This is a genomic window from Prauserella alba (assembly GCF_024171735.1).
GTDB classification, from domain to species: domain Bacteria; phylum Actinomycetota; class Actinomycetes; order Mycobacteriales; family Pseudonocardiaceae; genus Prauserella; species Prauserella alba.
Genome location: NZ_JAMTCH010000006.1, coordinates 158,632 through 183,998 on the forward strand (window position 1 = coordinate 158,632; position 25,367 = coordinate 183,998).

Annotated in this window: 23 protein-coding genes; 15 read left to right on the forward strand and 8 right to left on the reverse strand. The window is 69.3% G+C overall.

Annotated elements, in window-relative coordinates; translation table 11 throughout:
* The first annotated feature begins 326 nt into the window (after window positions 1-326).
* From LY12_RS20710 to LY12_RS20720, 3 genes are read left to right on the forward strand one after another with little or no spacing between them, the layout of a single operon-like run.
* Window positions 327-854 (forward strand): YbaB/EbfC family nucleoid-associated protein, encoded by a 528-nt coding sequence (locus tag LY12_RS20710; protein ID WP_308292153.1) that lies wholly within the window; start codon window positions 327-329, stop codon window positions 852-854.
* Window positions 851-1,162, forward strand: coding sequence for a hypothetical protein (locus LY12_RS20715; protein WP_253859063.1), 312 nt, complete (start codon window positions 851-853; stop codon window positions 1,160-1,162). The genes LY12_RS20710 and LY12_RS20715 overlap by 4 nt, the downstream gene beginning before the upstream one ends.
* On the forward strand, window positions 1,159-2,838 hold the full coding sequence (locus LY12_RS20720) for a WXG100 family type VII secretion target (RefSeq protein WP_253859064.1): 1,680 nt from the start codon (window positions 1,159-1,161) through the stop codon (window positions 2,836-2,838). Before LY12_RS20715 ends, LY12_RS20720 begins: the two co-directional genes overlap by 4 nt.
* Before the next feature lie 114 nt (window positions 2,839-2,952).
* On the opposite strand, the gene LY12_RS20725 is transcribed toward LY12_RS20720, so the two are convergent.
* The 3 genes from LY12_RS20725 to hisD (LY12_RS20735) are packed head-to-tail and all read right to left on the reverse strand — an operon-like array spanning window position 2,953 to window position 6,382.
* On the reverse strand, window positions 2,953-3,792 hold the full coding sequence (locus LY12_RS20725; protein ID WP_253859065.1) for a nitrilase-related carbon-nitrogen hydrolase: 840 nt from the start codon (window positions 3,790-3,792) through the stop codon (window positions 2,953-2,955).
* Window positions 3,789-5,054 (reverse strand): ester cyclase, encoded by a 1,266-nt coding sequence (locus LY12_RS20730; protein ID WP_253859066.1) that lies wholly within the window; start codon window positions 5,052-5,054, stop codon window positions 3,789-3,791. Before LY12_RS20730 ends, LY12_RS20725 begins: the two co-directional genes overlap by 4 nt.
* Window positions 5,051-6,382: a histidinol dehydrogenase gene (gene hisD / locus LY12_RS20735; RefSeq protein WP_253859067.1), complete on the reverse strand. Its 1,332-nt coding sequence runs from the start codon at window positions 6,380-6,382 to the stop codon at window positions 5,051-5,053. The genes LY12_RS20730 and hisD (LY12_RS20735) overlap by 4 nt, the downstream gene beginning before the upstream one ends.
* 72 nt (window positions 6,383-6,454) lie before the next feature.
* Between hisD (LY12_RS20735) and LY12_RS20740 the strand changes: the two genes are divergently transcribed.
* The gene (locus LY12_RS20740; protein WP_253859068.1) at window positions 6,455-7,351 is read left to right on the forward strand and encodes a LysR family transcriptional regulator; all 897 of its coding nucleotides are present in this window, start codon (window positions 6,455-6,457) and stop codon (window positions 7,349-7,351) included.
* Here LY12_RS20740 and LY12_RS20745 read toward each other — a convergent pair.
* The 5 genes from LY12_RS20745 to LY12_RS20765 all read right to left on the reverse strand — a co-directional run bounded on the left by LY12_RS20745 (window position 7,346) and on the right by LY12_RS20765 (window position 12,847).
* Window positions 7,346-8,356: a nuclear transport factor 2 family protein gene (locus LY12_RS20745; protein WP_253859069.1), complete on the reverse strand. Its 1,011-nt coding sequence runs from the start codon at window positions 8,354-8,356 to the stop codon at window positions 7,346-7,348. The genes LY12_RS20740 and LY12_RS20745 overlap by 6 nt on opposite strands.
* Entirely contained in the window at window positions 8,353-9,738 is a 1,386-nt protein-coding gene (locus LY12_RS20750; RefSeq protein ID WP_253859070.1) for an ABC transporter substrate-binding protein, read from the reverse strand. Before LY12_RS20750 ends, LY12_RS20745 begins: the two co-directional genes overlap by 4 nt.
* A 5-nt stretch (window positions 9,739-9,743) precedes the next feature.
* Complete coding sequence (locus tag LY12_RS20755) at window positions 9,744-10,517, reverse strand: carbohydrate ABC transporter permease (protein WP_253859071.1); 774 nt, start codon at window positions 10,515-10,517, stop codon at window positions 9,744-9,746.
* A 119-nt stretch (window positions 10,518-10,636) separates the two neighbouring features.
* Window positions 10,637-11,554: a carbohydrate ABC transporter permease gene (locus LY12_RS20760; protein ID WP_253859072.1), complete on the reverse strand. Its 918-nt coding sequence runs from the start codon at window positions 11,552-11,554 to the stop codon at window positions 10,637-10,639.
* 255 nt (window positions 11,555-11,809) lie between these two features.
* Window positions 11,810-12,847: a LacI family DNA-binding transcriptional regulator gene (locus LY12_RS20765; RefSeq protein ID WP_253859073.1), complete on the reverse strand. Its 1,038-nt coding sequence runs from the start codon at window positions 12,845-12,847 to the stop codon at window positions 11,810-11,812.
* Between the two features lie 114 nt (window positions 12,848-12,961).
* Between LY12_RS20765 and LY12_RS20770 the strand changes: the two genes are divergently transcribed.
* The 11 genes from LY12_RS20770 to LY12_RS20820 all read left to right on the forward strand — a co-directional run bounded on the left by LY12_RS20770 (window position 12,962) and on the right by LY12_RS20820 (window position 25,345).
* A complete protein-coding gene (locus LY12_RS20770) occupies window positions 12,962-14,125 on the forward strand; it encodes a cupin domain-containing protein (RefSeq protein ID WP_253859074.1) in 1,164 nt (387 codons plus the stop codon).
* Window positions 14,122-14,850, forward strand: coding sequence for an alpha/beta fold hydrolase (locus LY12_RS20775; RefSeq protein WP_486352048.1), 729 nt, complete (start codon window positions 14,122-14,124; stop codon window positions 14,848-14,850). Before LY12_RS20770 ends, LY12_RS20775 begins: the two co-directional genes overlap by 4 nt.
* Window positions 14,835-16,151: a histidinol dehydrogenase gene (hisD, locus tag LY12_RS20780; protein ID WP_253859076.1), complete on the forward strand. Its 1,317-nt coding sequence runs from the start codon at window positions 14,835-14,837 to the stop codon at window positions 16,149-16,151. The genes LY12_RS20775 and hisD (LY12_RS20780) overlap by 16 nt, the downstream gene beginning before the upstream one ends.
* Window positions 16,148-16,912: an SDR family NAD(P)-dependent oxidoreductase gene (locus tag LY12_RS20785; RefSeq protein ID WP_253859077.1), complete on the forward strand. Its 765-nt coding sequence runs from the start codon at window positions 16,148-16,150 to the stop codon at window positions 16,910-16,912. The genes hisD (LY12_RS20780) and LY12_RS20785 overlap by 4 nt, the downstream gene beginning before the upstream one ends.
* Window positions 16,909-17,655 (forward strand): HpcH/HpaI aldolase family protein, encoded by a 747-nt coding sequence (locus LY12_RS20790; RefSeq protein ID WP_253859078.1) that lies wholly within the window; start codon window positions 16,909-16,911, stop codon window positions 17,653-17,655. The genes LY12_RS20785 and LY12_RS20790 overlap by 4 nt, the downstream gene beginning before the upstream one ends.
* A 106-nt stretch (window positions 17,656-17,761) precedes the next feature.
* Entirely contained in the window at window positions 17,762-18,856 is a 1,095-nt protein-coding gene (locus tag LY12_RS20795) for an ABC transporter ATP-binding protein (protein WP_253859079.1), read from the forward strand.
* 344 nt (window positions 18,857-19,200) lie between these two features.
* The gene (locus tag LY12_RS20800) at window positions 19,201-20,238 is read left to right on the forward strand and encodes a LacI family DNA-binding transcriptional regulator (protein ID WP_253859080.1); all 1,038 of its coding nucleotides are present in this window, start codon (window positions 19,201-19,203) and stop codon (window positions 20,236-20,238) included.
* Between the two features lie 208 nt (window positions 20,239-20,446).
* On the forward strand, window positions 20,447-21,751 hold the full coding sequence (locus LY12_RS20805) for an MFS transporter (protein ID WP_253859081.1): 1,305 nt from the start codon (window positions 20,447-20,449) through the stop codon (window positions 21,749-21,751).
* Window positions 21,748-22,107, forward strand: a complete 360-nt coding sequence (locus LY12_RS20810; RefSeq protein WP_253859082.1) for an L-rhamnose mutarotase — start codon at window positions 21,748-21,750, stop codon at window positions 22,105-22,107. Before LY12_RS20805 ends, LY12_RS20810 begins: the two co-directional genes overlap by 4 nt.
* The gene (gene rhaI, locus LY12_RS20815; RefSeq protein ID WP_253859083.1) at window positions 22,107-23,273 is read left to right on the forward strand and encodes an L-rhamnose isomerase; all 1,167 of its coding nucleotides are present in this window, start codon (window positions 22,107-22,109) and stop codon (window positions 23,271-23,273) included. Before LY12_RS20810 ends, rhaI begins: the two co-directional genes overlap by 1 nt.
* Window positions 23,270-25,345, forward strand: a complete 2,076-nt coding sequence (locus LY12_RS20820) for a bifunctional aldolase/short-chain dehydrogenase (RefSeq protein WP_253859084.1) — start codon at window positions 23,270-23,272, stop codon at window positions 25,343-25,345. Before rhaI ends, LY12_RS20820 begins: the two co-directional genes overlap by 4 nt.
* Window positions 25,346-25,367: the final 22 nt, after the last annotated feature.

Sequence of the window (25,367 nt, forward strand, 5' to 3'; positions counted from 1 at the left end):
CGCTCATATGAGCGCACATCGATCGGACTGTGCGGGGGTTCTGGACCGGCGCGAGGTGCTGCCGATAGGTTGCCGGTGGCATCGTCGCCTCCTCATTGGACTGCATCCGACATCTCGCGGGTGTCGGATGCTCGCTCGTCGCGAGCCGGGCTGCCCTTGTCAGAGCAGCACCGGAAGCAGAGCAGCACCGGAAGCAGAGCAGCACCGGGAGTCGGAGCGGTCCGGGAAGTCGTTGCGGCGTCGAGACGGGTCGCGTTCATCGCCAGCACGGAGGAAGCGTTCCGGTAACCGGTTCAAACGGCCCAACGTATTCGAAGGAGCAGGGTGTGGAGCCGAATCCGAATCTGAGGCCCGGCGAGGACCTCCAGCACTACGTCGAACGGCAGGCCGTCGAGATGCAGCAACGGGCGGCCGAGCTGCAGGACGCGTTCTCGGCCGCGGCCGCGACGGTGAGTTCGCGCGACGGTGCGGTCACCGTCTCACTGGCCCCGAACGGCGCCCTGCGCAACATCCAGCTCGGCAAACGGGCCTGCGAGCTCGGCGAGGCACGGCTCACGACGACCATCATGGACACCGTCCGGGAGGCGCAGCGGCAGACCGCGCAGGCGGTCGCGGGCTCGGTGGAGTCGATCATGGGCGGCGGCGAGGTGCTCGAGATGATGCAGGGATTCCTGCCCACCGACCCCGCGGCCGCGTCCGGGACGGACCGCGCCGCGTTCGCCGAACCTCCCGAACCGGACACGCAACCGCAGACACCGGGGTCCGCGGCACCACCGCCCCCGCCGCCCGGGCCCGCACCCCGCCGCAGGCCCGCACGGGACGACGCAGATGACGATGAGGTGAATCCCTGGTGAGCAGTGGGTACGAAGTGGACGATCCGGAGGCGTTCGACGTCTTCGGCAGGCATCTGGACCAACTCGCCGACGATCTCCGCGGGACCGCCGAGATGATCGGCGGCTGTGTCGCCGATCCCGGCCTGTTCGGCGCCGTCGGCCAGATCTTCGGTCTCGGTGCCACCATCCACTGTGGCAAGGCGCGGGATCAGTTCACCAGCTACGCCGCCTCGGTCGGAGCGCTCCGCGAGAAGCTCGACAAGGCCAAGCAGACCTACCTGCAGCAGGACGAGGACGTGGCCGGTTCGATCTCGGAGCACAAGGTATGAGCGGGGATTACCAGCCGGGCGACTTCTGGCACGACCCGCAGGAAACGCTGGGCAAGAAGGACATGCTCAGCGGCGCCGGCATCATGGACTCGGCCAACACGCTGAGCGTCGGCGTCGACGAGCGCAACGACGTGGCGATCGGCCTGGGCGCCACCGGGCTGGCACTCGACACCCTGGGACTGGCGATAGACCCGGTCGGCAGCCTCGTCTCGGCCGCCATCGGCTGGCTCATCGACCACGTGACGCCGTTCCGGGTTCCGCTCGACATGTTGATGGGCGATCCCGTCGGCATCGGAGCCGCGCAGGAAGCCATCGACGCCGAGCGCAAGAAGCTCTCCGAGTGGGCGGAGGATCACCGGAAAGCTCTGGAGGAGCTGAGAAAATCGTGGCGGGGCGCGGCGGCCGACGCCTTCACCAAGGACATGGAGGGCCTGAAGGCCCACCTGGACTCGCTCGGAAAGTACGTCGATTCGGCGTCGCAGCAGATGGGCATCGCCGGCGGTCTGGTGGGCGCGTTCCGCGGCGTCATCCGCGACATCATCGCCGGCGTCCTCGGCGGTATCATCGCGGGCGCATTCGCGGCCGCCGCGGCCATGCCCTTCACCTTCGGCGCGTCGATTCCGATCTTCCTCGGTACGGTAGCCGCGACCGTCGGCATCACGATGGCGAAGATCGGGGTGCAGATCGCCAAGCTCACCCAGAAGCTCACCAAGAGCCGCGCCAATGTCGACGAGACGGGCAAGATCGGCGACGACGCCGCCAAGGCCTTCGACGATGCGGCCACCGGCGGATCGAACCCCACACCGGGCGGCAGCGGCAGCGGCAGCGGCAGCGGCAGCGGCAGCGGCAGCGGCAGCGGCAGCGGCAGCGGCAGCGGCAGGGCGAACGGTGACACGAGCACGCCGGGGGGCAACAACCCCGGCGACAATGCCGGTACGAACGGCGGCAGCACCCCGAATCCCGGCGGCGGTCCTGCAGGCAATCCCGGCGGCGGTACGAAACCCCCGAAGCCGGACCTCACCGTCGACACCAACGTGCCCAAACCGGACGCGGGCAGCAGCCCTTCCAGCGGAGGCACCGAGTACTTCACGCCGGACACGTCTCCCCGGCCCGGCTCCGGTTCACCGGCCGGTTCGAACGCGCCGGGTTCGAACGGAAGCAGCCCCGGCGGCAACGGATCCATATCGTCCACACTGGACGGCGGTGGCCCACCCGGAGGCGGTGCCGGCAACTCCAACGCTGGCTCCGGCACAGGAAACAACGGCAACGGCACAGGAAATGCCGGCAACGGCGGCGGCAACGGTTCGGGGACGCCGGACGGTGGCGGCAAACCCGATGGCGATACCTCCCTCAAGCCCGGGCACGAACCGCCCGCCGACAAGATGGTGCGCTATGCCAAGGAGAACCTCGAGCAAACGATCGCCGACAAGCTGCCCCACGCGCGGCCTGCCGAGCACCGGATCATCCTCGACAGGTTCGATCAGTACGCGGGCATGGGCAAGCCCGACCTGACGAGGGTGCTCGGTGACCAAGGCGCGGCGCGATTCGAGTCCATCGTCAAGACCCTGACGGACCCGGGCTACGGCGCTCGCGGATTCCTGTCCAAGAGCTCGATCGAGTTCATCAAGTCGCTGGGCGACGTCAACAAGGAAGTGAACATGAACGACGAGCAGTGACCGTCACGGAGCATCGGGGAACCGGGTCGCCCGGTTCGCGGGACCGCGGCGCACCGACCGTGTTCGGAGCGCCGCGGTCCCGTACGTCCGAGAGGTCACGAGCCGCCGTGGACCTCATCCTGCGGACATGCCCCGCGCATCCGGGTACCCGTACAGCTCCGGCCTGCGGTCCGACAACACATCGTTGTGCGCCGAGATCGCCTTGTTCCGTGCCCGGGACAAGGTCAGGTCGGCGACGACCAGGCGCTCCTCGCCGGTGGCGGCGTCCCCGCCCGCCACGATCCACCCCGCTTCGTCGATGACGACCGTGCCGCGGGTCCATTCCTGTCCGCGTTCGGTTCCTCCTCGGTCGCACACGGCCATGAACACCCGGTTCGTCCGGGCCGCGGCCATCGCCTGGACGACCTCCGGCGGCCGCTCCCCCTCGGGCCGCGGCACCACCGGCCAGTTCACCGGGGCGACGAGCAGCTCCGCGCCGCGCAAGGCGAGCGACCGCGGCATCTCGGGGAATTCCAGGTCGTAGCAGATCAGCACCCCCACCCGGCGGCCGGCTACCTCGACGACCGGCGCCGGCTCCGCACCCGGCCGGAAGACGAGCCGTTCACGATCCCACAGGTGCGTCTTGCGATACACGGCCTGCACCCGTCCACCGTGGAGCACCACGGCGCTGTTGTAGAGGGCACCGTCGTCGCCGAGCTCGCAGAACCCGGCGACGACGCTCATCTCACCCGCGACACGCGCCCATTCGGCCAGCGTCACGTCGTCCGCGGCCATCGCCGCTGCTCGTGCCTCCGCCGTGTCGGCGAACACATAGCCCGACGTCGCCAGCTCCGGAAGCACGGCGAGGTCCGCACCCTGCTCGCGGGCCCTGGTGATCCAGTCGGCGACCCGCCTGCGGTTGCCGACTGGATCGCCGACGACCGGCGCGAACTCGGCGCACGCGACCCTGGTCACTCGCCCGGGCCGTCCCGCAGCAGCTGGGCGAGGACGTCGAACTCGTTGAACAACGACCACTCCTCGACGATCTCCCCCTGGGAGAAGTAGAGCTGCGACATGCCCCAGAGGTGCACCCGCCTGCCGGTCGGGGTCCCGTACAGACCGTAACCGCGGTGGGTACCGGAACCACTCCAGCGCACCGACACGCTGTAACCGTCGACGTCGTTGCCCATCCAGTACACCTCGTCGACCCGAACACCCATGTCCGGGAACGTCGCCAGGAGGTTGCGCGCCATGCCGCGTACGTCCGAACGCCCGTAACCGGTGCGGTTGGTCGTCCCGTGCCAGCGCACGGTCCGCGCATAGATGCGGTCGACGGCGCTGAGGTCGCGCCGGTTGTACACGTCGTGGAAGAGCCTGCGCACCTCGTGCTCGACGTCGAAGCCGGGCGTCGAAGGGTCGGGGTACGGCATCGGCTTGCGCCCGCCCTCGATCCGGTCGGTCTCGGCGAACCCACGCTCAGCCAGGCCGGGGAAGTCCTTGGAGTTGCCGTACTCCCGCGCCGCAGCGAGCACGTCGATGCCGAGCTGCTGCAACTTCGCCGCGGTGTTGTAGAGGACCCACTCCTCGTAGATCTCGTTGTCACGCACCACGCAGTTGGCCATGACCCAGGTCTCGAGCTTGCGGCCGGTCGGCTCGCCCCAACGCCACGGACCGGTGTGGTGGCCGATGTTGATCGCCCGATGCGACGTGACGAAACCTTCCGTGTCGGTACCAGCCCAGATCACGTCGTCGGCGTAGTGCCGGCAGTCCGGGAACGCGTTGATGCTCTGCATCGTGCCGGCGACGAGCTGTTCGACGCCGAAGTGGACACCGCTGTCGTCGTAGAGGCGGCAGCCTGGCGCGTAGGTGTCGTAGATGTAACCCACGTCCTGGTCTTCCCAGATGCGGTGAGTGATGCGGACGATGTAGTCGACGATGTCGGTGTAGGTGTCCTCGAAGCCCTGCAGCGACTGCCGGCGTTCACCGTGCACCACGTTCGGCGCGTCGACGCCGTACCCCGGATTCACCGCGATGGCGTGATCGACGGGCATCGTCCGGCGCCTCGGAGCCATGGTCCCCGGCGGGCTCGACGGCACGCCGGTCCTCCCCCGGCCGTCGCCACCGGAGAACGCACCGGCGCCCGGCGACGTCGTCCCCGTCGCCGTCTTCGCATCCGATGTGGACCGACCGCCGGTCGACTCCGCGGTGCTGTCGTGATTCTCGGCTTCCTTGCTCATGACTCCTCCTGCCCGGAACGGTAACGCTCCAGTCGCACGGTCGCTGTCTTCCGGTGGGCCGCCATGCCTTCGTAGTCGGAGATCGCGTCCACTGCCTCGGCCAGCAGCGGCGTCGCCTCACGGCTCACCCGCTGGTACGTGAGCAGCTTCAGGAACCGCGAGACCGACAGGCCGGCGCTGTGCTTGGCCCCGCCCGCGGTCGGCAGCACGTGGTTCGTGCCGGCCATGCCCTTGTCCGAATAGGCCACGGTGCTCCACGGTCCGAGGAACAGTGATCCGTAGTTGCGGAGCGCGCCGTGGTAGTACGCGTCGTCGGCGGTGTGGACCTCCAGATGTTCGGGAGCCAGATCGTCCATCAGCGCGACCGCCGTGGCCTCGTCCTTGGCCCAGGTGACCGAGCCGTGATCGCGCCAGGCAGGTCCCGCGACCTCGCTGGTCGCCAATGTCGCGAGCTGGCGGTCGGCCTCGGCGATCACCTGCTCGCCGAGCCGCTGCGACGTCGTGACGAGCGCGGCCGGCGAGTTGACCCCGTGCTCGGCCTGTCCCAGCAGGTCGGCGGCGACCAACTCCGGATCGGCGGTCTCGTCGGCGATCACCGCCACCTCGGAAGGGCCGGCGAGCAGGTCGATCGCGACCGTGCCGAACAGCTGGCGTTTCGCCTCGGCGACATAGGCGTTCCCCGCCCCTACGATCATGTCCACCTCGGGCTCACCGAGCAGCCCGAACGCCATCGCGGCCAGCGCCTGAACGCCACCGAGCGCGTACGCACGGTCCACACCGGACAGATATGCCGAGTACAGCACGGCGGGGTGCGCCCGGCCGTCCGGTCCCGGCGGGCTGCACGCCAGCACCGTGGGAACCCCCGCGGCCTTGGCGACACCCGCGGTCATGAATGCGCTGGCGAGCAACGGAAACCGGCCCGCGGGAAGGTAGGCGCCGACGCGTTCGACGGGCACGTAGCGGTGGCCCGTGACCAGCCCGGGCGCGAGCTCGGTCTCGAAGTCGACGAGGTGGGCGCGCTGGGCGAGCGCGAACGCGCGGGTGCGCTCGGCGCCGAGTTCGAGGCCGGCCCGCACCTCCTTCGGCAGCTCGTCACCCGAGCGGGCCAGCTCGCCCGCACCCAGTTCGACGTCACCGCCTTCCGAGCCGTCGAGTTCACTGGCGTACCGCAGCACCGCGTCCATCCCGCCGCGCTCGATCTCGGACAACATCTCCGACACGCGATCGGCGACGGCCGGATCCCGTTGGGCGGGTGGCCGGTCGACGGGTTCCTTCAGCAGGCGGTAGGCACCGTCCAGTTCGGCCAGTCGTGAAGAACTGAATCTCATGCGGTCGACGCTAGATACGGCGTAACCAAAGGACAACCCCATGCAATCTTGACCTTCCGATAGGGTTTCCCTGTGACATTGAAACAGCTTCGCGCGTTCCTGGAGGCAGTGCGGACCGGCTCGTTCACGGCCGCGGCCGCACGGATGGACATCACGCAGGCCTCCGTGTCGGAACTGATCCGGAAACTCGAGGACGAGCACGGCACGCCCGTGTTCTCGCGCGGCGGGAGGCGGCTCGTCCTCACGGCCGCGGGTTCGGCACTGCTCCCTTTCGCCGAACGCGCCGTCGCCGCGGCCGACGGGGCCGAACAGGCGCTGCGGTCCGTCCGCTCCCTCCGCGGTGGCGTCGCGACGTTCGGCCTGCTGCGCAACGCCGCCTACTACCTCCTGTCCGACCTGGCCGAGCAGTTCCACGACAACTATCCCGAGGTTCGGATCCGGCTGATCGGCCTAAACTCGGTCGAAGTGGCTTCGGCCGTCGCCGCAGGCACCGTGGAGGCGGGCCTGGTCGTGCTCCCCATCGACGACGAGGGCCTCGACGTCACGCCTCTGCTGCGCGACGAGGTCCGGTACGCCAGCGCCGATCCGGCACGCGTGGCCGAGCCGGTGACGACCGCCGGGCTCGGCAGGTCGCGGCTGATCCTCTACGACGCGCACTACGGCTGGGCCGATCCGACGCGCAGGCAGCTCGCGGAACGCGCCCAGGTGGCCGGTGTCAAACTCGAGCCGTGGATCGAGGTCGAGCATGTCGAATCCGCTCTCGCGCTCGTCGCACGCGGCATCGGTGACACGATCGTGTCGAGAGCGGTCGCGGAGAGTTCGGTGTGCCCGCCGTCGGTGCACACGGTCGAGTTCGCCGAACCGCTCCACGAGACGATCGCACTGGTCAGCAGGGAAGGCGAGGTGCTCTCGCCCGCGAGCCGCGAGCTCGCCCGGCTCGCCCAGCGCATGCTGCTCAGCCGGTCATGACGGCTCGTCGCCGCGCGACCGTGCGATCTGAGCCATGACCGAGAGTTCGTCGTAGACCCGCCATTCCCGCACGATCCTGCCCTCCCGGAACAGGAATTGCGACGACCCGAGCAGGCGCACCGGCGTCCCCGTCGTCGGACCGTAGGCGGGCGCGCCGTAGTACGTTCCTTCGAACCACCAGACGACCCCCACCCGGACACCACCGTGCGGCGCCGACGCGTGCGCGACCACGTCCCTGACCTCGAACTGCCCGTCCGGCACGGGCGCGAGGAGTGCGAGCAGCCCGCGCTGGTATCCGTCCGGCCGGGTCAGCGTGCGGCCACGCGAGATGTCACACGTGACGTCCCGCGCGACGAAGTGGGTCACCTCGTCGAGCATGCGCTGGTTCCACACCCGCTCGATCAGCCCGAGAGCGTGCTCGCACTCGGCCCGGTGCAGGTCCGGCCGCGGCCCCGTCTCACCCGCCGCCAGCACGTCCGGCAGCGGCGCGCGGTCCGGCCAACCGGGAAACGCCAGTTCCCGCGCCACCGCGTCCGGGTCGAGACCGAGCTGTTCCACGACGGCGTATTCGTCCCGCACGACCCATTCGTACTCCATGACGCCGCGGCGATAGAGGCACGTCGCGATGGTGCGCGACGAGAACGGGCGGTGCGTCGGGGGACCGTAGGCCGAGACGCCGGTGTGGGTACCCGAGCTGTACACCCGGTGCGAGCTCAGGAACGCGTCCTCGCCGCGCCGCTCCCACACCACGTCCTCCGCCTGCCCCACCCGGTCCGGGTAGGCCGCGATCTTCGTCAGCGTCGAACGCACGACCGGTTCGACACCGCGGACCGTGCCGTAGGCCCCGTGGACCACCGCGTCGGACGCGTAGTTGTCCCGGATCGAACCGACCGCGCGGCGTACCCAGATGCGGTCGGTCCACTCGACGATGAACTCCTCGGGATCCCGGTACGGTGCGTAGGCGACCGAGTCCGGCCAACGCTCCGTCGTCGTGCGTTCCGTCATGACTCTCCTCCCGCCCGGCCACGGTCCAGCAACGTCTGCACCTCGTCGGCCGCGCGCTCGAGCCGTCTGGGCACATCGGCGCCGTGCGCCATCTCGTTGATCGCCACCTCGAGCACGTCCTGAATCTGGGGCCAGTCGATGGTCATCGGGACCGTCCTGGCCCTGCGCAAGGCGCGTTCCTGCAGGCGGGGAAGTCCGTGATTGGCCTTGTTCACCGCGTCGTCTCGCATGTTCTCGGTGTGCACCACCACGCTGGTCGCCGTGGCCGGGTCGGACTTGTCCAACGCGACGTCCCGCTCGGTGTCGGGATGAGTGAGCCATTTCAGGTACTCCCATGCGGCGCCCTGATTGTCAGACGTGTTGAGCACACCCATCAGCCACGTGTAGCCGTACGTGACGGCCGGTTCCCCGTCCCAACCCGGCAGCGGCGCAACCCCGATGTCCTCGGCTACCTCCGGCTGCACCTTGTCCGGATCGGTGAAGTCGTCCATCTGCCAGCCCCAGGTGAACACCGAGTTGCTGCGATTCTGTTCGAAGGCCTGGGTCGCGTCGGTCTCCGTCCAGTTGACCGACGCCGGCGGGCTGTGACCGTTGCGAAGCAGGTCGATGTACCGCTGGGTCGCTTCGACCGCCTCCGGACTCGTGAACGCGGGATCGCCGGCGTCGTCCAGCACTTCACCGCCGTTGCTCCAGAGCATCGCCAGCCACGTGTAGAGGTTCTGGCCACCACTGCGGCCGTACTGCCCCGCCAGCGCCGACCGGCCGCTCGCTCCGTCGAGCTCGTCCAGCTGCGCACCGAACTCCGACCACGTCTCCGCGGGTTCCATCCCGCGCCGCTCGAACTCGCTCTCGCGGTAGAAGTAGTTGTACGAGAATCCGCGGAACGGCAGGCCGTACACGGTGTGCTCGTCACCGGCACGGGCCGCGTCCTGGAAGGGCGCCGGGAATTCCTCGATGGAACGTCCCGAACGTTTCAGCATCGTGTGCAGCGGCTGCAGGCCGATCTTCGCCGAGGCGCCGTAGGCATCCGGCCACACCACCAGATCGTAGGTTCCACCGCCGACGGCAGTCTCAGCCACGATCTGCTGGAGGTACGACTCGTACGGAATGTTGGCCCACTCCACCGTGATTCCGGTCTTCTTCGTGAACTCCTCGCCGGTCCGCTGCTGCAGCGCCGCGAACTGTGCCGTGGTCTTGCAACAGCTGAGCAACCGGATGTGTGTCCCGTCGTAGGGCTTGCCCTCGAGCAGCCCCTTCTGCCCCACCGGTGCGTCGGCGACCAGTTCGGACAGCTTCTGCTCACCAGGTCCTGCCGTGCAGCCCGTCGCCAGCAACACTGCCGTGACGCCGAGCGCCAGCACCGCCCTCGCGGTCCATCGCATACGCCTCATTTCACGGCTCCCATCGTCATGCCCTCGGTGAAGTGCTTCCGGACGAGGAATGCCATCACCAACATCGGTGCCATCACCAGCAGGCCCGCGGCCGCCATCTGTCCCCATGCGACGCCTTCGGGAAGTACGAGCGTCATCAACGCCACCGGCAACGTCGTGGCGTCCGAACGCGACAGGAACGTCGGAAACAGGAACTCGTTCCATGCGAGCAGGAACGAGAAGACCGCTGATACGAAGATGCCAGGTGCCGCCAACGGAGTGATCACCCGCCAGAGCAGTGAGACCTGACCACAGCCGTCGATGCGGGCCGCCTCCTCGATCTCGACCGGCAGACTGTCGACGAAGCCCTTCAACAGCCACGTGATGTAGGGGACCACGATCGAGAGGTTCACGATCACCAGTGCAAGGTGGGTGTCGATGAGGCCCAGGCTGCGAAACAGCGTGAGGAACGGCAGCGCGATCGCCACGCCGGGGATGAACTGCGTCGCCACGATCGCCAGCAACATGGAACGGTGCCCCGGGAACCGATAGCGGGAGAACGCATAGGCCGCGAGCAGCGCCAACGGTACGGCGATCACGGTCGTAGCCGCACCGATCAGGACGCTGTTGAGCAGCGCTCCCGTCAGGTCACTCTGTCCACCGAGGACGGCGGAAAAGTTCTCGAGACTCGGGGTGAACACGAGCGCCGTCGAGAAGGCGTCGCGTGCGGGTTTGAACGCCGTCAGCGCCATCCACACGATCGGGAACAGCACGAAGAAGAGGATCGCCATGGTGGCCGTCACCCTCGCCGCGGACCCGGCGGCCGACCAGGCACTCCGCTTTCGCCTCCGCCGCGGCGGAGGCGGCTCCACCGGGGCGGCCGCCGGCTCACGTTTCACTGCCATGTCGGTCATTTCGCCTCCTGCCTGGCCATCGCGATCAGATAGAGGGCAGCCAGCACCCCGAGCACGAGGACGATCACCCAGGACACGGCCGAGGCGTATCCGATGTCGAGGAAGGTGAAGCCCTGCGAGTAGGCGAAGAAGTTCATGCTCTCCGTCGCGCGGCCGGGGCCGCCGCCGGTGGTCGTGACGACCTGGTCGAAGATCTTCACCGAGAACACAGCCTTGAGGAAGACGACGACGAGCAGTAGCGGCCGCAGCAGCGGGAACGTGACGCGCCAGAACTCCTGCCACGGCGACGCGCCGTCGAGTTTGGCCGCTTCTCGCACCTCCGGTGAGATCGAGCCGAGTCCACCGAGCAGCATCAAGGCGATCAGCGGCGCCCAGCCCCAGACTTCCGTCAGCGCCAGCACCATCAAGGCCCAGAACGGATCACCGAGCCAGTTGATGTCGTCGAAGAACGGCAGCACCGTGTCGACCATCTTGTCGTAGACACCGGTGTCCGGGTTGAGCATGAAGCGCCACGAGAAGCCCTTCAACGCGGGTGCCACCGCGAACGGCAGGATCAGCAGCGCTTTGGTGAACGCGCTCAACCTCGTGCGATTGTTGAGGATCAGCGCGATGCCGAGGCCGAGCCCGACCGACAGCACGACCGAGATCACGGTGAACTCGAGCGTGACCCAGGCACTGTTGTAGAACGTTCCGTCGGTGAAAGCTCGCTCGTATTGCTCCAGCCCGACGAACTCACCCGGCTCCCGCGTCTCGTTGAGCCGCCAGTGCCGGAAACTCGTGATGAGCGCGGAGACGAGCGGATACACCGTCGTCAGTCCGATGGCCAGCAACGCAGGCGCCAGATGTGCGTACGGTGCGGCACGTCTGCGCCAACCGGAACGCCTGCGCGGTGGGGGGACGGTGGATGCCACCATCGAAGGTCGACCTCCTCTGCCGGAAGAACGGCGCGATCGGGGTGCCGCGCAGTGTATGCGTATTCACAGCTGCGAGACAATGCCCAGCCGAAACCTTGTTGCAGAATCCCGACTGCATCGGATCAGAAGAGATGACCAGCGAAGAACCGTCTCGTATCGAGCTGAACACGACGGGATATCACCAAGGAACAGGTGATTCTTCGTATGTACGTGCCGGGCGGCACCCTGAGGTAAGCGCGACGCCGGGCGGGTCGATCAGACCTGCGGCGGCTCGGCGTGGGTGCGGCGCGCCACGAAGTGCGGCTCGAGCGTGACCCGCCGCTGACCCGCCGAACCGTTGCCGTCCACTCCGCTCGGGTGGAGGTCGGCGTCGTCGCCCGAGACCCGTGCGACGAGGAGCCTGGCTGCGGTACGGGCCATCTCGTCGAGGTCGTGCCGCACCGTGCTCAGCTCGAAACTCGCCCACGACGCCATGGGAATGTCGTCGAAACCCACGACCGACAACTGCTCCGGAATACCGACTCCGAGCCGGCGGGCCGCATCGATCACGCCGATGGCCACGACGTCGTTCCCGCAGAACACCGCCGTCGGCGCCGGGTCGGCGCCCAGGAACTCGGCCAGCGCTTGCGCTCCGGTGTCGAACTCGAACGGGCCGTGCCGGACATGCGCGGGACGCAGCGCGATGCCGGCGTCGGCCAGTCCCTGCCGGAACCCGATCTCCCGATCACGTCCGGTGCTGGTGTTGTCGGGCCCGAAGATCGCACCGATGCGAGTGTGACCGGCCTTGACCAGTTCCTCGGCGACCAGCTCACCGCCGCGCCGGTTGTCGACGACGACCGCGTCGGCCGGAACCGTCCCCTCCCGGTTGAGATACACGAACGGCAGCCGCCGCCGGTCCAGCTCGGCCGGCAGTCCGGAGTCCAGCGTGGACGTCGCCAGGACGAGGCCGTCGATGGACCGATCCACGAGCCGCTCCGCAGCCGCGGTCGCTTCGGAGCGTTCCGTGAAGAGCATCATCCGGTAGCCGAGCTGCTCGAGTTCATCGTGCAACGGCCCGACCAGATGCGGATAGAACGGGTTCGTCAAGTCGGTGACCAGGACCCCGATGCGATGACTGATCTGCGTCGACAGCGACCGCCCCGCCTCACTGGGAACGTAGTTGAGGGCCTCGGCCGCCATCCGCACCCGGCGCACGGTGTCCTCGGACACCCGCGGATCCCCACGCAGCGCCCTCGACACCGTCGGCTGCGACACGCCCGCCAGCCGTGCCACATCGCGACTGGTGATCCCCACGTCTTCCTCCCCGTTCCGGTCGCGGTCGAGCATACGTCCTCGCACTGGTCACGGCAGAACCGACCCTGGTGACGGTTGACAACCACTACCACCGTCCATCTAGTGTGCATACGTATGAAGCAATCGGATGTGACCGTGCACAGTGACCCCGTGATGGTGACCGAGGACGAGGCGGCCCGGCGCACCATCCGTCGCAGTGACTTCGTCTCCTGCAACCAGGCCTTCATCGACTGCCGCACGCCCGGATCGGATCGCAAGGAGAACTACGCGATGATCGGGCCGGGCGTGTCGCAGAATTCCGACCAGGTGGTCAACCTGCGCGAACCGCACGGCTACAACATCGGCGCGGCGGCGATGCCCAACGGCATCACCAACAATCTGCACCTGCACTTCACGGCCGAGGTCTTCTACTGCTTCCGCGGGGAGTTCCTCCTGCGGTGGGGCGCCGACGGCAAGGACGGCGAGCTCGTGCTGCGCGAGGGCGACATCGCCTCGATGCCGACGTGGATCTTCCGGGGATTCACCAACATCGGACCGGACGACGGCTGGCTGTTCACCACGCTCGGCCACGACGACACCGGCGGCATCATCTGGGGGCCGTCGGTGCTGCAACAGGCGGCCGACCACGGGCTCCATCTCACGACCGAGAGCAAGCTCATCGACACCGAAGCCGGTGACGAACCGCCGGAGGACGACGAACTCGTCCGGCCCATGGCGCCCGAGCAGATCGCACAGCTGCGCAGCTACTCGGTGGACAAGATGCGCAAGCGCATCGCCTCCCCCAGTGACCTCGAATACTCCACCGCACCGTTCCTCGACAGCCTGCTGCCCGGAGGCGGCGCGGAGCTGGCCCTGGTCATCGGGTACGGCATGACCGAGGACCGGGACCAGGAGCCGCCCATTCACAACCCGCACGGGCACAACGTCGCCTGGCTGCGGGCCGAACCGGGCAACGGCATGCGCGGCCACCGGCACCACGAGACCCAGGTCCTGCTCGCCAAGGACGGCGAGTGGGAGGTCACGCTCAACTCCGAGGACCAGGTCACGGTACGACTCGGCCCGTGGGACATGCTCTCCGTACCGCGGGGCGCCTGGCGCTCCATCCGCAACGTCGGCGACGACACCGCGTCGCTGCTCGTCATCAACGGCGGCGACGGCCGGGTCCGGCTGCAGTGGGACGACGAGGTCACCAAGGCCGCCGCCGACGCCGGCACCGCGATCGACCACAACGGCTACGTCGCACCCTACGCGCTGGTGCCGAGGAAGATCGGCGAATGACGGACTCCGCGCCCGTTGTCACGGTGTCCGGGATGCTCTGCGACGCCACGTTGTGGGACGACGTCCGGCACTCCTTCGGACCCCGGGTGGTGGACGTCGTCCCGACAGCACCGAGCATCGCCGAGATGGCCGAGGAGGTTCTCGTCGCCTCGGACGGGCCGTTCGTCCTCATCGGACTGAGCCTCGGTGCGATCGTCGGCTTCGAAGTGCTCCGACAGGCACCAGAGCGGGTCACGGCGTTCGCTGCGATGTCCACGAACGCGGGTGCGCCGACGAAGGCCCAACGGACCGGATGGGCGACGTTCGACGCGCAGACCCGCCGCGGCGGCTTCTCCGAGGTCGTCCGCGATTCGATCCTGCCGACGATGTTCGCGGCGCCCGAACCGCCCGCGCACCATGCCGGCCGGTTCACAGCGATGGCCGAACAGGTGGGACCTGAGGCGTTCCGCAGGCAGCTCGCCGCCCAAGCGACCCGCACCGACGCCACCGCGTCATTGCCCGAGGTCGCCGTTCCGACCCTGGTGCTGTGCGGCACGGCCGACGCGTTGTGCCCGCCCGAGTTCCACCGCCGGATCGCCGGCGCCGTGCCGGGCGCCGAACTGCACGCCCTTCCGGGAGCCGGACATCTGCTCCCCATCGAGCGACCGGCCGAGGTCGCCGACCACCTGACCGACTGGCTCACCCGTTGCAACACCGTGGAAGGAAACGCATGCCCGAGCTCGTGAAAGCGCCGACAAGCCGGCGGCCCGGCGCCGAGCAGGACGCCGACGTCGCCGAACGCGTGTCGACGATCATCGCCGACATCCGCGACCGCGGCGACGCCGCCGTCCGCGAGTACTCCGAGCGGTTCGACGGATGGTCGCCGGAGTCCTTCCGGCTGACCGCCGACGAGGTCGAACGGATCGTCGCCGGTGTCCCCGCCCAGGTGATCGAAGACATCCGGTTCGTGCAGGACCAGGTTCGCGGATTCGCCCGACACCAGCGCGAGTCCATGCGCGACGTCGAGGTCGAGACGCTGCCCGGAGTCCATCTCGGACACCGGCACGTCCCCGTGGCGGCCGCCGGGTCGTACGTGCCGGGCGGCCGGTATCCGCTGACCGCCTCGGCCCACATGACGATCGTGACCGCGAAGGTCGCGGGCGTGCCCAGGGTCGCGGCCTGCACTCCGCCCATCCGCGGCGAGGTCCCGGCGGCGACGGTCGCGGCGATGCACATGGCGGGCGCCGACGAGATCTATCTGCTGGGCGGAGTGCAGGCGATGGCGGCCATGGCCGTCGGCACCGAGACGCTGCCGCGAGTCGACCTGATCGCAGGGCCGGGCAACGCCTACGTGGCCGAGGCCAAACGGCAGCTGTTCGGTCAGGTCGGTATCGATCTGTTCGCCGGCCCCACCGAGATCCTCATCGTCGCGGACGGCACCGCCGATCCGTTCGTCGTCGCCGTGGACCTGTTGTCGCAGGCCGAGCACGGGCCGGATTCTCCCGCCGTACTCGTCACCACCTCGGCCGAGGTCGGCCGCGCGGTCCTCGACCACGTGGAACGGCTCCTGCCCGGTATGCCCACGCGGGACTTCGCCGAGCCCGCGTGGCGTGACCACGGCGAGATCGTCGTCGTGGACTCGCTCGACGAGGCGTTCGAGGTCGCCGACGGCTACGCCAGCGAGCACGTTCAGATCCTCACCGTGAATCCGCGGCAGGCACTGGACCGGATGAGCCAGTACGGTGCACTGTTCCTGGGAGAGGGCACGTGCGTGTCCTACGGCGACAAGGTCAGCGGGACGAATCACGTGCTGCCCACCAAGGGTGCCGCCCGCTACACGGGCGGTCTCTGGGTCGGCAAGTACCTCAAGACGGTGACGTATCAGGAGGTCACCGACCCGTCCGCCAGCGCGCGGCTCGGCGAGGTCTGCGGCAGGGCCGCCCGCGTGGAACTGTTCGAAGGGCACGCCCGCTCGGGTGACGTGCGTGCGGCCAAGTACGGCGACGCGCCGCTGCCGTGGGCCCCGCAGGCGGAGGTGCGGACATGACGGACGTGCTGTCGGGCAGGACGGCGTTGGTCACCGGCGGCGGGTCCGGCCTGGGCCGGGCGATGTGCACCGCGCTGGCCGACAACGGCTGCCGAGTGATCGCCGCGGGCCGGACGCGTGCGAAGGTCGAGGAGACCGTTGCCGGACTGGCGGCGCCGGGACGCGCCGCCACGGTCGACGTCGCCGACCCGGAATCGGTGACCGCGTTGGCCGCCGAGCTCGCCGACGAGGACGTGTCGATCCTGGTCAACAACGCGGGCACACCCGGTCCCGTGAAGCCGCTGACCGACATCGAACCGGCCGAGTGGTCGGAGGTGTTCGCCGGCAACGTGCACGGCACGTACCTGATGTGCCGGGCGATGCTGCCGGGCATGCTCGCGAGGCGATCCGGCGACATCGTGAACATCGCCTCGGTCAGCGGGAAACGCCCCCTCGCCCGGCGGACTCCGTACTGTGCGTCGAAAATGGCCGTGCTGGGACTCACGACCACGCTCGCCGCGGAGGTCGGCCCGCTGGGGGTGAACGTCAACTCGCTCTCCCCCGGTCCCGTCGCCGGGCCACGGATGGAACGCAACTTCCGCCTGGAGGCCGACCGGACCGGCACGAGCTACGAGGAGGCGGAGGCCGCGTTCGTCTCACGGGCAGCGCTCGGCCGCATGGTGACCGAGCAGGAGGTCGCCACGGCGCTCGTGTCGATGCTCGCGATGCCCGGGCTGTGCGCCGCCGACATCGACCTGTCGGCGGGGATGGTGGCGCGATGACCGCGACATCGGAGCTCAAGCGGCGGCTGTCGGCCGGTGACCGGCTGCGCGGCGGCCTGGTGCGCATGCCCTCGGACTATCTCGTCGAGCTGTGTGGCATCGGCGGCCTCGACTTCGTGCTCGTCGACTGCGAGCACGGCCCCGCCGACCTGGTTCCGCTGCAGCAGCACATCCAAGCGGCCCAGGCACGGGGCATCGGCGTGCTCGTCCGGGTCGGCCACGACGAGCCCGCGTTCACGTTGCGCGTACTCGATCTCGGCGCGGACGGCGTGGTCGTGCCGCACGTCGACACACCGGAGCAGGCCCGGCGTGCGGTGTCCGCGGCCCGGTATCCCCCGCTCGGCGATCGGGGGTTCGCGACGTACTCGCGAGCCGGTTCGTTCGGCGCCGCGGGCGCCGAGGAGCATCTGGCGAACGCGGCGGAGACCACGCTCGTCGTACCGATGCTCGAAACGGAGGCAGCGTGCGCCGCGGCCGGTGACATCGCGGCCGTCGACGGTGTCGACGCGCTGATGATCGGCCCCGCGGATCTCGCGGTGTCGATGGGCAGGCCCGGCGGCACCGCCGACCCCGCGGTGCGGGCCGTCGCGGACGGTGCCGTCGCCGCGGCCACCGACGCCGGAACACCATTGGTCACGATCGTGTCGACCACGGACGCGGCAACCGCGGCGCCTGCGGGGGCGGTCGTGTTCAACCTCGCGCATATCCTGCTCGGCACCGTCCGGGGTCTGGCCTCGGCATGACCCGCCCGCGCGGTGCCCTTCGACGTCCGGCCGACCGGCGGCCGGACGGCAATCTCCGCGGCGACCGGCCGAAGGTGCCCGGCGCCCACGGTGAAAGGTGGTTTCCATGGCAGAGGTCAGCTACCGGAACGCATCCCGGCTGTACCCCGGTTCGCCCCCGGTGCGCGCGGTCGACCGGCTCGACCTGACCGTCGCCGACGGCGAGTTCCTGGTCCTGGTCGGCCCGTCGGGTTCCGGAAAGTCCACGGCGTTACGCATGCTGGCCGGTCTCGAGGACATCGACGAGGGTGCCATCCACATCGACGACAGGGACGTCACCGACACTCCCGCGAAGGACCGCGACATCGCCATGGTGTTCCAGTCCTATGCGCTCTACCCGCACATGACGGTCGCGGAGAACATGAGCTTCGCGCTGAAACTCGCAGGCGAATCGAAGGCGACCATCGCAGAGCGGGTGCGGCAGGCGGCCGAGCTGCTCGACCTCACCGCGTACCTGGACCGCAAGCCGAAGGCCCTCTCGGGCGGGCAACGCCAGCGGGTCGCGATGGGCAGGGCGATCGTCCGCGAGCCGTCGGTGTTCCTCATGGACGAACCGCTGTCCAATCTGGACGCGAAACTGCGGGTCGAGACCCGCGCCAACATCGCCTCCCTCCAGGACCGGCTCAGCACCACCACGATCTACGTCACCCACGATCAGATCGAGGCGATGACGATGGGACACCGCGTGGCGGTACTCAAGGACGGCACCCTCCAGCAGTGCGACACCCCGCGCAACCTGTACGAACGCCCGACCAACGCGTTCGTCGCCGGGTTCATCGGATCGCCCGCGATGAACCTCAAGACCGTGACCGTGGTCGACGACGGCGCCCGCTTCGACGGCCTCAGCGTTCCGCTGCCCCGGGACACCCTCGCCGCGGCCGGTGACACGCTGACGCTGGGTGTACGACCGGAGTCGTTGCGGCTGGCCGGTTCCGGTGAGGTCGGCGCGGCCATGACGGTGGAGCTCGTCGAGGAGCTCGGCGCGGACGCCTACGTCCACGGCACCGTCCGGGTCGGCGAGCACCCGGAACGGTTCGTCGTCCGTACCGACGGGCGCACACCACCGAAGCTCGGCGAGACCGTCACGGTCGCCATCACCAGCCCCGACGAGGTGCACGCCTTCCACGCGGAGACGGGCCTGCGGCTACCCGCCGGCGGGTGACGCGGCGCCCACGACCACCCTGGCCCGAGCGCCGCAGCACCGGTCGGCGGCATCCGCCGGGCGCGTCGGCGCGGCATTCGCCGGCCGCGTCGAGCCCGCGACCGCCGGGCGCGTCGGCCGCACGGCAGCGGATGGCGCGGGCGGCGCCCGTGGCCGCTCATCGAGGTACGGGATGAGCGGCGACGGGCGCCCGCGTCACCCTCGTCGTGTGCACGTTGCCCGCCTCACGGAATGTGCCCGGCGCGGCATCGCGATGAAAACGATTCAAATGAGTTATCGTCCGATCATGAACGGATCCACCGGCACGCACCGCCGCGAACGCGGCACTGCAGGCGGGAGTCGGGGTGGCGGACCGACCCGATAGCCGCTCCCGTGGCGTCAGTATCAAGGACGTCGCCCGGGCCGCCGACGTGTCGGTCGCGACGGTGTCCAACGCCCTGAACCATCCGGAACTGCTCTCCGCCGACACGCACACGCGGGTGATGCGGGCCGTCGAGAAGCTCGGCTACGTACGCAGCGAATCGGCCCGTCAGCTGCGCGCGGGCCAGAGTCGCATGCTCGGCCTGCTCGTGCTGGACATGCGCAACCCGTTCTTCGTCGGCATGGCACACGGCGCCGAGCAGGCCGCCCGTGCCGACGGACTCGGCGTCATGCTGTGCGACAGCTCCCAGGAGCTCGCCGCGGAGGAGTTCTACCTGGGCCTGTTCGCCGAACAACGGGTCCGCGGCGCACTCGTGACACCCACCGACAGCTCCACGACGTCGCTCTCCGTGCTGCGCAGGCACGGGATCCCGTACGTCTTCCTCGACCGCGTCGCCTCCGGCGACGAAGCGTGCTCGGTGTCGGTCGACGACGTCACCGGCGGCAGGCTCGCGGTCGGCCACCTGCTCGAACAGGGCCATCGGGACATCGCCTACCTGAGCGGGCCGATGTCCCTTCCCCAGTGCCGCGACCGGCGCACCGGCGCCCTCCAGGCCTGTGACGAGGCGGGCGTCGACCACGACGCCGTCACGGTCGTCGAGACCGAACGCCTCGACGTCGATGCGGGCCGGGACGCCGGTTCCCGCCTGCTCGGACTGAGCCCCCGCCCCACGGGCGTGTTCTGCGCCAACGACCTCATCGCCCTCGGCGTGCTCCAGACCCTCGTCGCGGCGGGCGTCGCCGTACCCGACGACATCGCGCTCGTCGGCTACGACGACATCGACTTCGCCGCGGCCGCCGCCGTGCCGCTCACATCCGTCCGCCAGCCCGCCGCCCAGATGGGCGCCACCGCGACAGAACTGCTGGTCCGTGAGATCGCGGGCGCCGAACGGCACGTCCACGAGAACGTGGAGTTCGCGCCCGAACTGGTCGTGCGGCGCTCCAGCATCACCCGCCACTGACGGAGCTCCCACCGGCGGAGCCTGACCCGCACCCGCACCCGCCGACGCCACGGCTCACCCCCACCGGCCACAGCTCACCCACCACCGGCCACAGCCTCACCCGCCACCGCCGGCCACGCCCCTCCTTCGGATCCCTTGTTCACACGGTCGTGGTCCCCTACAGTGCCTTGAAACGATTCAACCAACGGCGGCTGAAACGGGAGGACCAATGACGGTCCGCGTGGGAGCACGACGCACGACAGGCTGGCGGGCCACGATCGCCGTGGCCATGTCCAACTACATCGAGGCCGGCTCGATCATCGCGATCGCGACGAGCCTGAGCCTGTGGCAGGAGCAGTTCGGACTCGACGACCTCGCCGTCGGCCTGCTCGCCTCGCTCAGCGCCAACGCCTTCGGCGCAGCGGCGGGCGCCGCCATCGGCGGGCCGCTGTGCGACCGCTACGGCAGGAAGTTCATCTACACCTACGACCTGCTGCTGTTCATGCTCGGCTCGCTGCTGGCCGTCTTCGCCGTATCGTTCGCGATGCTGCTCACCGCGTTCGTCCTGACCGGCATCGCGGTCGGCGCGGGTGTCACGGCCTCGTGGACCTACATCGCCGAGGAGGCACCCGCCGATCGCAGAGCCGCGCACGTCGGCACCGCGCAGCTGGCGTGGTCGCTCGGCCCCATGGTCGGCTACCTGCTGGCAGCGGCACTCGTTCCGCTCGGACTGCTCGGCAGCAGGCTGATCTTCGCGCACCTGTTCGTGGTCGCCGCGATCACCTGGTGGGTGCGCCGGGGCCTTGCCGAATCCACGATCTGGACGAACCGCACCACCTCCGGCAGCCAGGTCACGTTCCTGTCCAGCCTGCGCGGACTGCTGACCAGACGCGTCAACCTCACCGCGCTGCTGTTCCTGTTCGGTGTCTACGCGCTGTGGAACGCGGTCGCGGGCCAGGCGGGCATCTTCCAGCCCCGGGTGTACGACGCCGCGGGCTTCACCGAGGTCACCCAGCAGTACCTGCTGCAGGTGGTGGTCTGGGGCTGTACGAGCCTGACGACCTACCTCGGGTTCATGCTCCTCGCCGACCGCGTGAGCAGGCGGTGGCTGTACTTCTCCGGCGCAGCGCTCGGCATCGTCGCGTGGGCCGCGCTCATCTACGCCCCTCCGGGCACGGCCACGCTGCTGTTCTTCGCGATCGGCTGGGGCGTCTCGTCCGGTATCGGTGCGCAGGCGTTCTACGGACTGTGGACCAGCGAACTGTTCGCCACGCAGTACCGCGCGAGCGCCCAGGGAGTGCTGTTCCTGTCCGCGCGGATCGTGGTCGGCCTGCTGAGCATGTGGTTCCCGATGATGCTCACCGGGATCGGCCTCGAGGGCGTCGGCGTGATCATCCTCGGACTGCTGGCCGTCGCACTGGTCGTGGGCACGGTCGGCGCACCGAACACGCAGGGCAGGAGCCTGCAGGACATCGAGCGGGAACGGTACGGCCCGTCCTCCGATGACGAGGACGACCTGGCGGTGCGCTCGTGATCAGGGTTTGTTTCCAGCTGCGGGTCGCACCGGACCGGATCGACGAGTACCGCCGCAGGCACGCCGCCGTGTGGCCCGAGATGCTCAGGGAGATCGAGGCGTCCGGAAGGCGCAACTACTCGCTCTTCCTCCGTGACGACGGCCTGCTCATCGGCTACTACGAGACCGCATCGGTGGAACGCTCGGACGCCTACCTCGCGCGCTCGGAGATCGCCGCCCGGTGGGAGGCGGAGATGAGCGAGTTCTTCGTCGGCGACGGCCGCCCCGACCGGACGGCGGTGCCGCTCGACGAGGTCTTCCACCTCGAGGACCAGCTGTCCGAGACCGCTCCCCCGCACGAAGGGAATGGCGCGTAATGCCCCGCTTCGCCGACATCACCGACACGCTCGCCCGGCAGGCCATCGAACTGCCCAGCTGGGCGTTCGGCAACTCCGGTACCCGGTTCAAGGTCTTCTCCACTCCGGGAACCCCTCGCACCCCCGAGGAGAAGATCGCCGACGCCGCCAAGGTGCACGAGCTGACCGGCCTCGCGCCGACCGTCGCGCTGCACATCCCGTGGGACACCGTCGACGACTACGCCGCATTGGGCCGCCGCGCCCGGGAACTCGGGGTCGAGCTCGGCACCGTCAACTCGAACACGTTCCAGGACGAGGACTACAAGTTCGGCAGCCTGACCCACTCCGACGCGAGGATCCGGCGGAAGGCGATCGACGCGCACTTCCGGTGTCTCGACATCATGCACGCAACCGGGTCGACGGACCTGAAGATCTGGCTGGCCGACGGCACCAACTATCCGGGCCAGGATTCGTTGCGTGCCAGGCAGGACCGCCTCGCCGAATCGCTGGCGACCATCTACGAACGGCTTGCCGACCACCAACGGCTCGTACTCGAGTACAAGTTCTTCGAGCCGGCCTTCTACCACACCGACGTCCCGGACTGGGGCACCTCGCTCGCCCAGGTCAGCGCACTCGGCGACCGCGCACTGGTGTGTTTGGACACCGGTCATCACGCACCCGGGACGAACGTCGAGTTCATCGTCATGCAGCTGCTCCGTCTCGGCAGGCTGGGTTCGTTCGACTTCAACTCCCGGTTCTACGCCGACGACGACCTCATCGTCGGTGCGGCCGACCCGTTCCAGTTGTTCCGCATCCTGCACGAGGTCGTCGCGGGCGGCGGGTTGGCCGAGGCCTCGCCGGTGCGGTTCATGCTCGACCAGTGCCACAACGTCGAGGACAAGATTCCCGGCCAGATCCGTTCGGTCCTCAACGTGCAGGAGATGACCGCGCGGGCGCTGCTCGTCGACCACGCCGCGCTGGCGAAGGCGCAGGCCTCCCACGACGTGCTGGCCGCCAACGAGGTGCTGATGGACGCGTTCCAGACCGACGTGCGCGGGGACCTGGCCGCATGGCGTGACTCCCGGGGGCTGCCAGCCGACCCGATGCGCGCGTACGCCGAATCGGGACACCAGCGCAGGATCGCCGAGGAGCGGATCGGTGGCACGCAGGCGGGCTGGGGCGCATGAGCGACGGTCGCACAGCGAAGGAGAACACCGTGACCACAGCCGATTCCGTCGTCGCCGACCTGCTGGCGCGCAGCAACCGCCTCGGGTCCGATCCGAAGAACACCAACTTCGCGGGCGGTAACGCCTCCGCGAAAGGCACCGACGTCGACCCGGTCACCGGCGAGCCCGTGGACCTGTTGTGGGTCAAGGGATCCGGCGGGGACCTCGGCACGCTCACCGAACGGGGTCTCGCGGTGCTGCGGCTGGACCGGCTGCAGGCACTGCGCGCCGTCTACCCCGGACTCGACCGCGAGGACGAGATGGTCACGGCGTTCGACTACACGCTGCACGGCAAGGGCGGCGCGGCCCCGTCGATCGACACGGCGATGCACGGTCTCGTCGATGCCTGTCACGTCGACCACCTCCACCCCGACAGCGGCATCGCGATCGCCACCGCCGTCGACGGGCCCGCGCTGACGGAGAAGATCTTCGGCGGCGCGGTGGTGTGGGTGCCGTGGCGCCGTCCCGGTTGGCAGCTCGGTCAGGACATCGCCGACATCAAGCGGGACCATCCGGACGCGGTCGGGGTGGTTCTCGGCGGTCACGGCATCACGGCGTGGGGCGACACGAGCGACGAGTGCGAGCGGAACTCGCTGTGGATGATCGACAGGGCCGCGGCCTACATCGCCGAGCACGGCAGGCCGGAGCCGTTCGGGGCCGTGCTCGACGGATGTGAGCCGCTCCCGGAGGAGCAGCGCCGCGCGAAGGCCGCCGCGCTCGCACCGATCATTCGTGGCCTGGCGAGCACGGACCGGCGGCAGGTCGGCCATTTCACCGACAGCCCCGAGGTGCTGGAGTTCCTGTCACGTGCCGAGCACCCGCGCCTCGCCGAACTCGGCACCAGCTGTCCGGACCACTTCCTGCGCACCAAGGTCAAGCCGCTCGTGCTCGACCTGCCGGCGACCGCGACGGTCGAGGATTCGGCGCGCCGACTGCGCGAACTGCACGCCCACTACCGCGAGGACTACGCCGGCTACTACCACCGCCACGCCACCGCGGACTCACCGTCGATGCGCGGGGCCGACCCTGCGATCGTGCTCGTGCCCGGCGTCGGCATGTTCAGCTACGGCGGCGACAAGCAGACCGCGCGGGTGGCGGGCGAGTTCTACGTCAACGCGATCAACGTGATGCGCGGTGCCGAGGCGATCTCGAGCTATCGGCCCATCGACGAGTCCGAGAAGTTCCGCATCGAGTACTGGGAACTCGAAGAGGCCAAGCTGCGCAGGCGTCCCGCGCCGAAACCGCTGGCCACCCGCATCGCGCTCGTCACCGGCGCGGCGTCGGGCATCGGCAAGGCCACGGCCCAGCGGCTCGCCGCGGAGGGCGCCGCGGTGGTGATCGCCGACGTCGACGCCGACAAGGCCGCTGCGGCCGCCGCCGAACTCGGGTCGTCCGACGTCGCGATCGGCGTGCGGGCCGACGTCAGCGACGAGGCCGGTGTCGCCGGGGCCGTGCGGGAGGCCGTGCTGGCCTTCGGCGGGCTGGACCTGGTGGTCAACAACGCCGGTATGTCGCTGTCGAAACCGCTGCTGGAGACCACGGCGGAGGACTGGGACCGGCAGCACGACGTGATGGCGAAGGGCTCGTTCCTGGTCAGCCGCGCGGCCGCGGAGGTGTTCGTCGCACAGGATCTGGGCGGCGACCTCGTCTACGTCGTGTCGAAGAACAGCGTGTTCGCGGGGCCGAACAACATCGCCTACTCGGCGACGAAGGCCGACCAGGCCCATCAGGTCCGGCTCCTCGCCGCCGAACTGGGCCAGCACGGCATCCGGGTCAACGGCGTCAACCCCGACGGGGTGGTGCGCGGCTCCGGCATCTTCGCGGGCGGGTGGGGTGCCGAGCGCGCGAAGGTCTACGGCGTGCCGGAGTCCGAGCTCGGCGCGTTCTACGCCCAGCGCACGCTGCTCAACCGCGAGGTGCTGCCCGAACACGTCGCAGGCGCCGTGTTCGCGCTGACCGGCGGGGACCTCAGCCACACGACGGGGTTGCACGTGCCGGTGGACGCCGGCGTCGCCGCGGCGTTCCTGCGGTGAGGAGGGGCCGGTGAACGAGGGA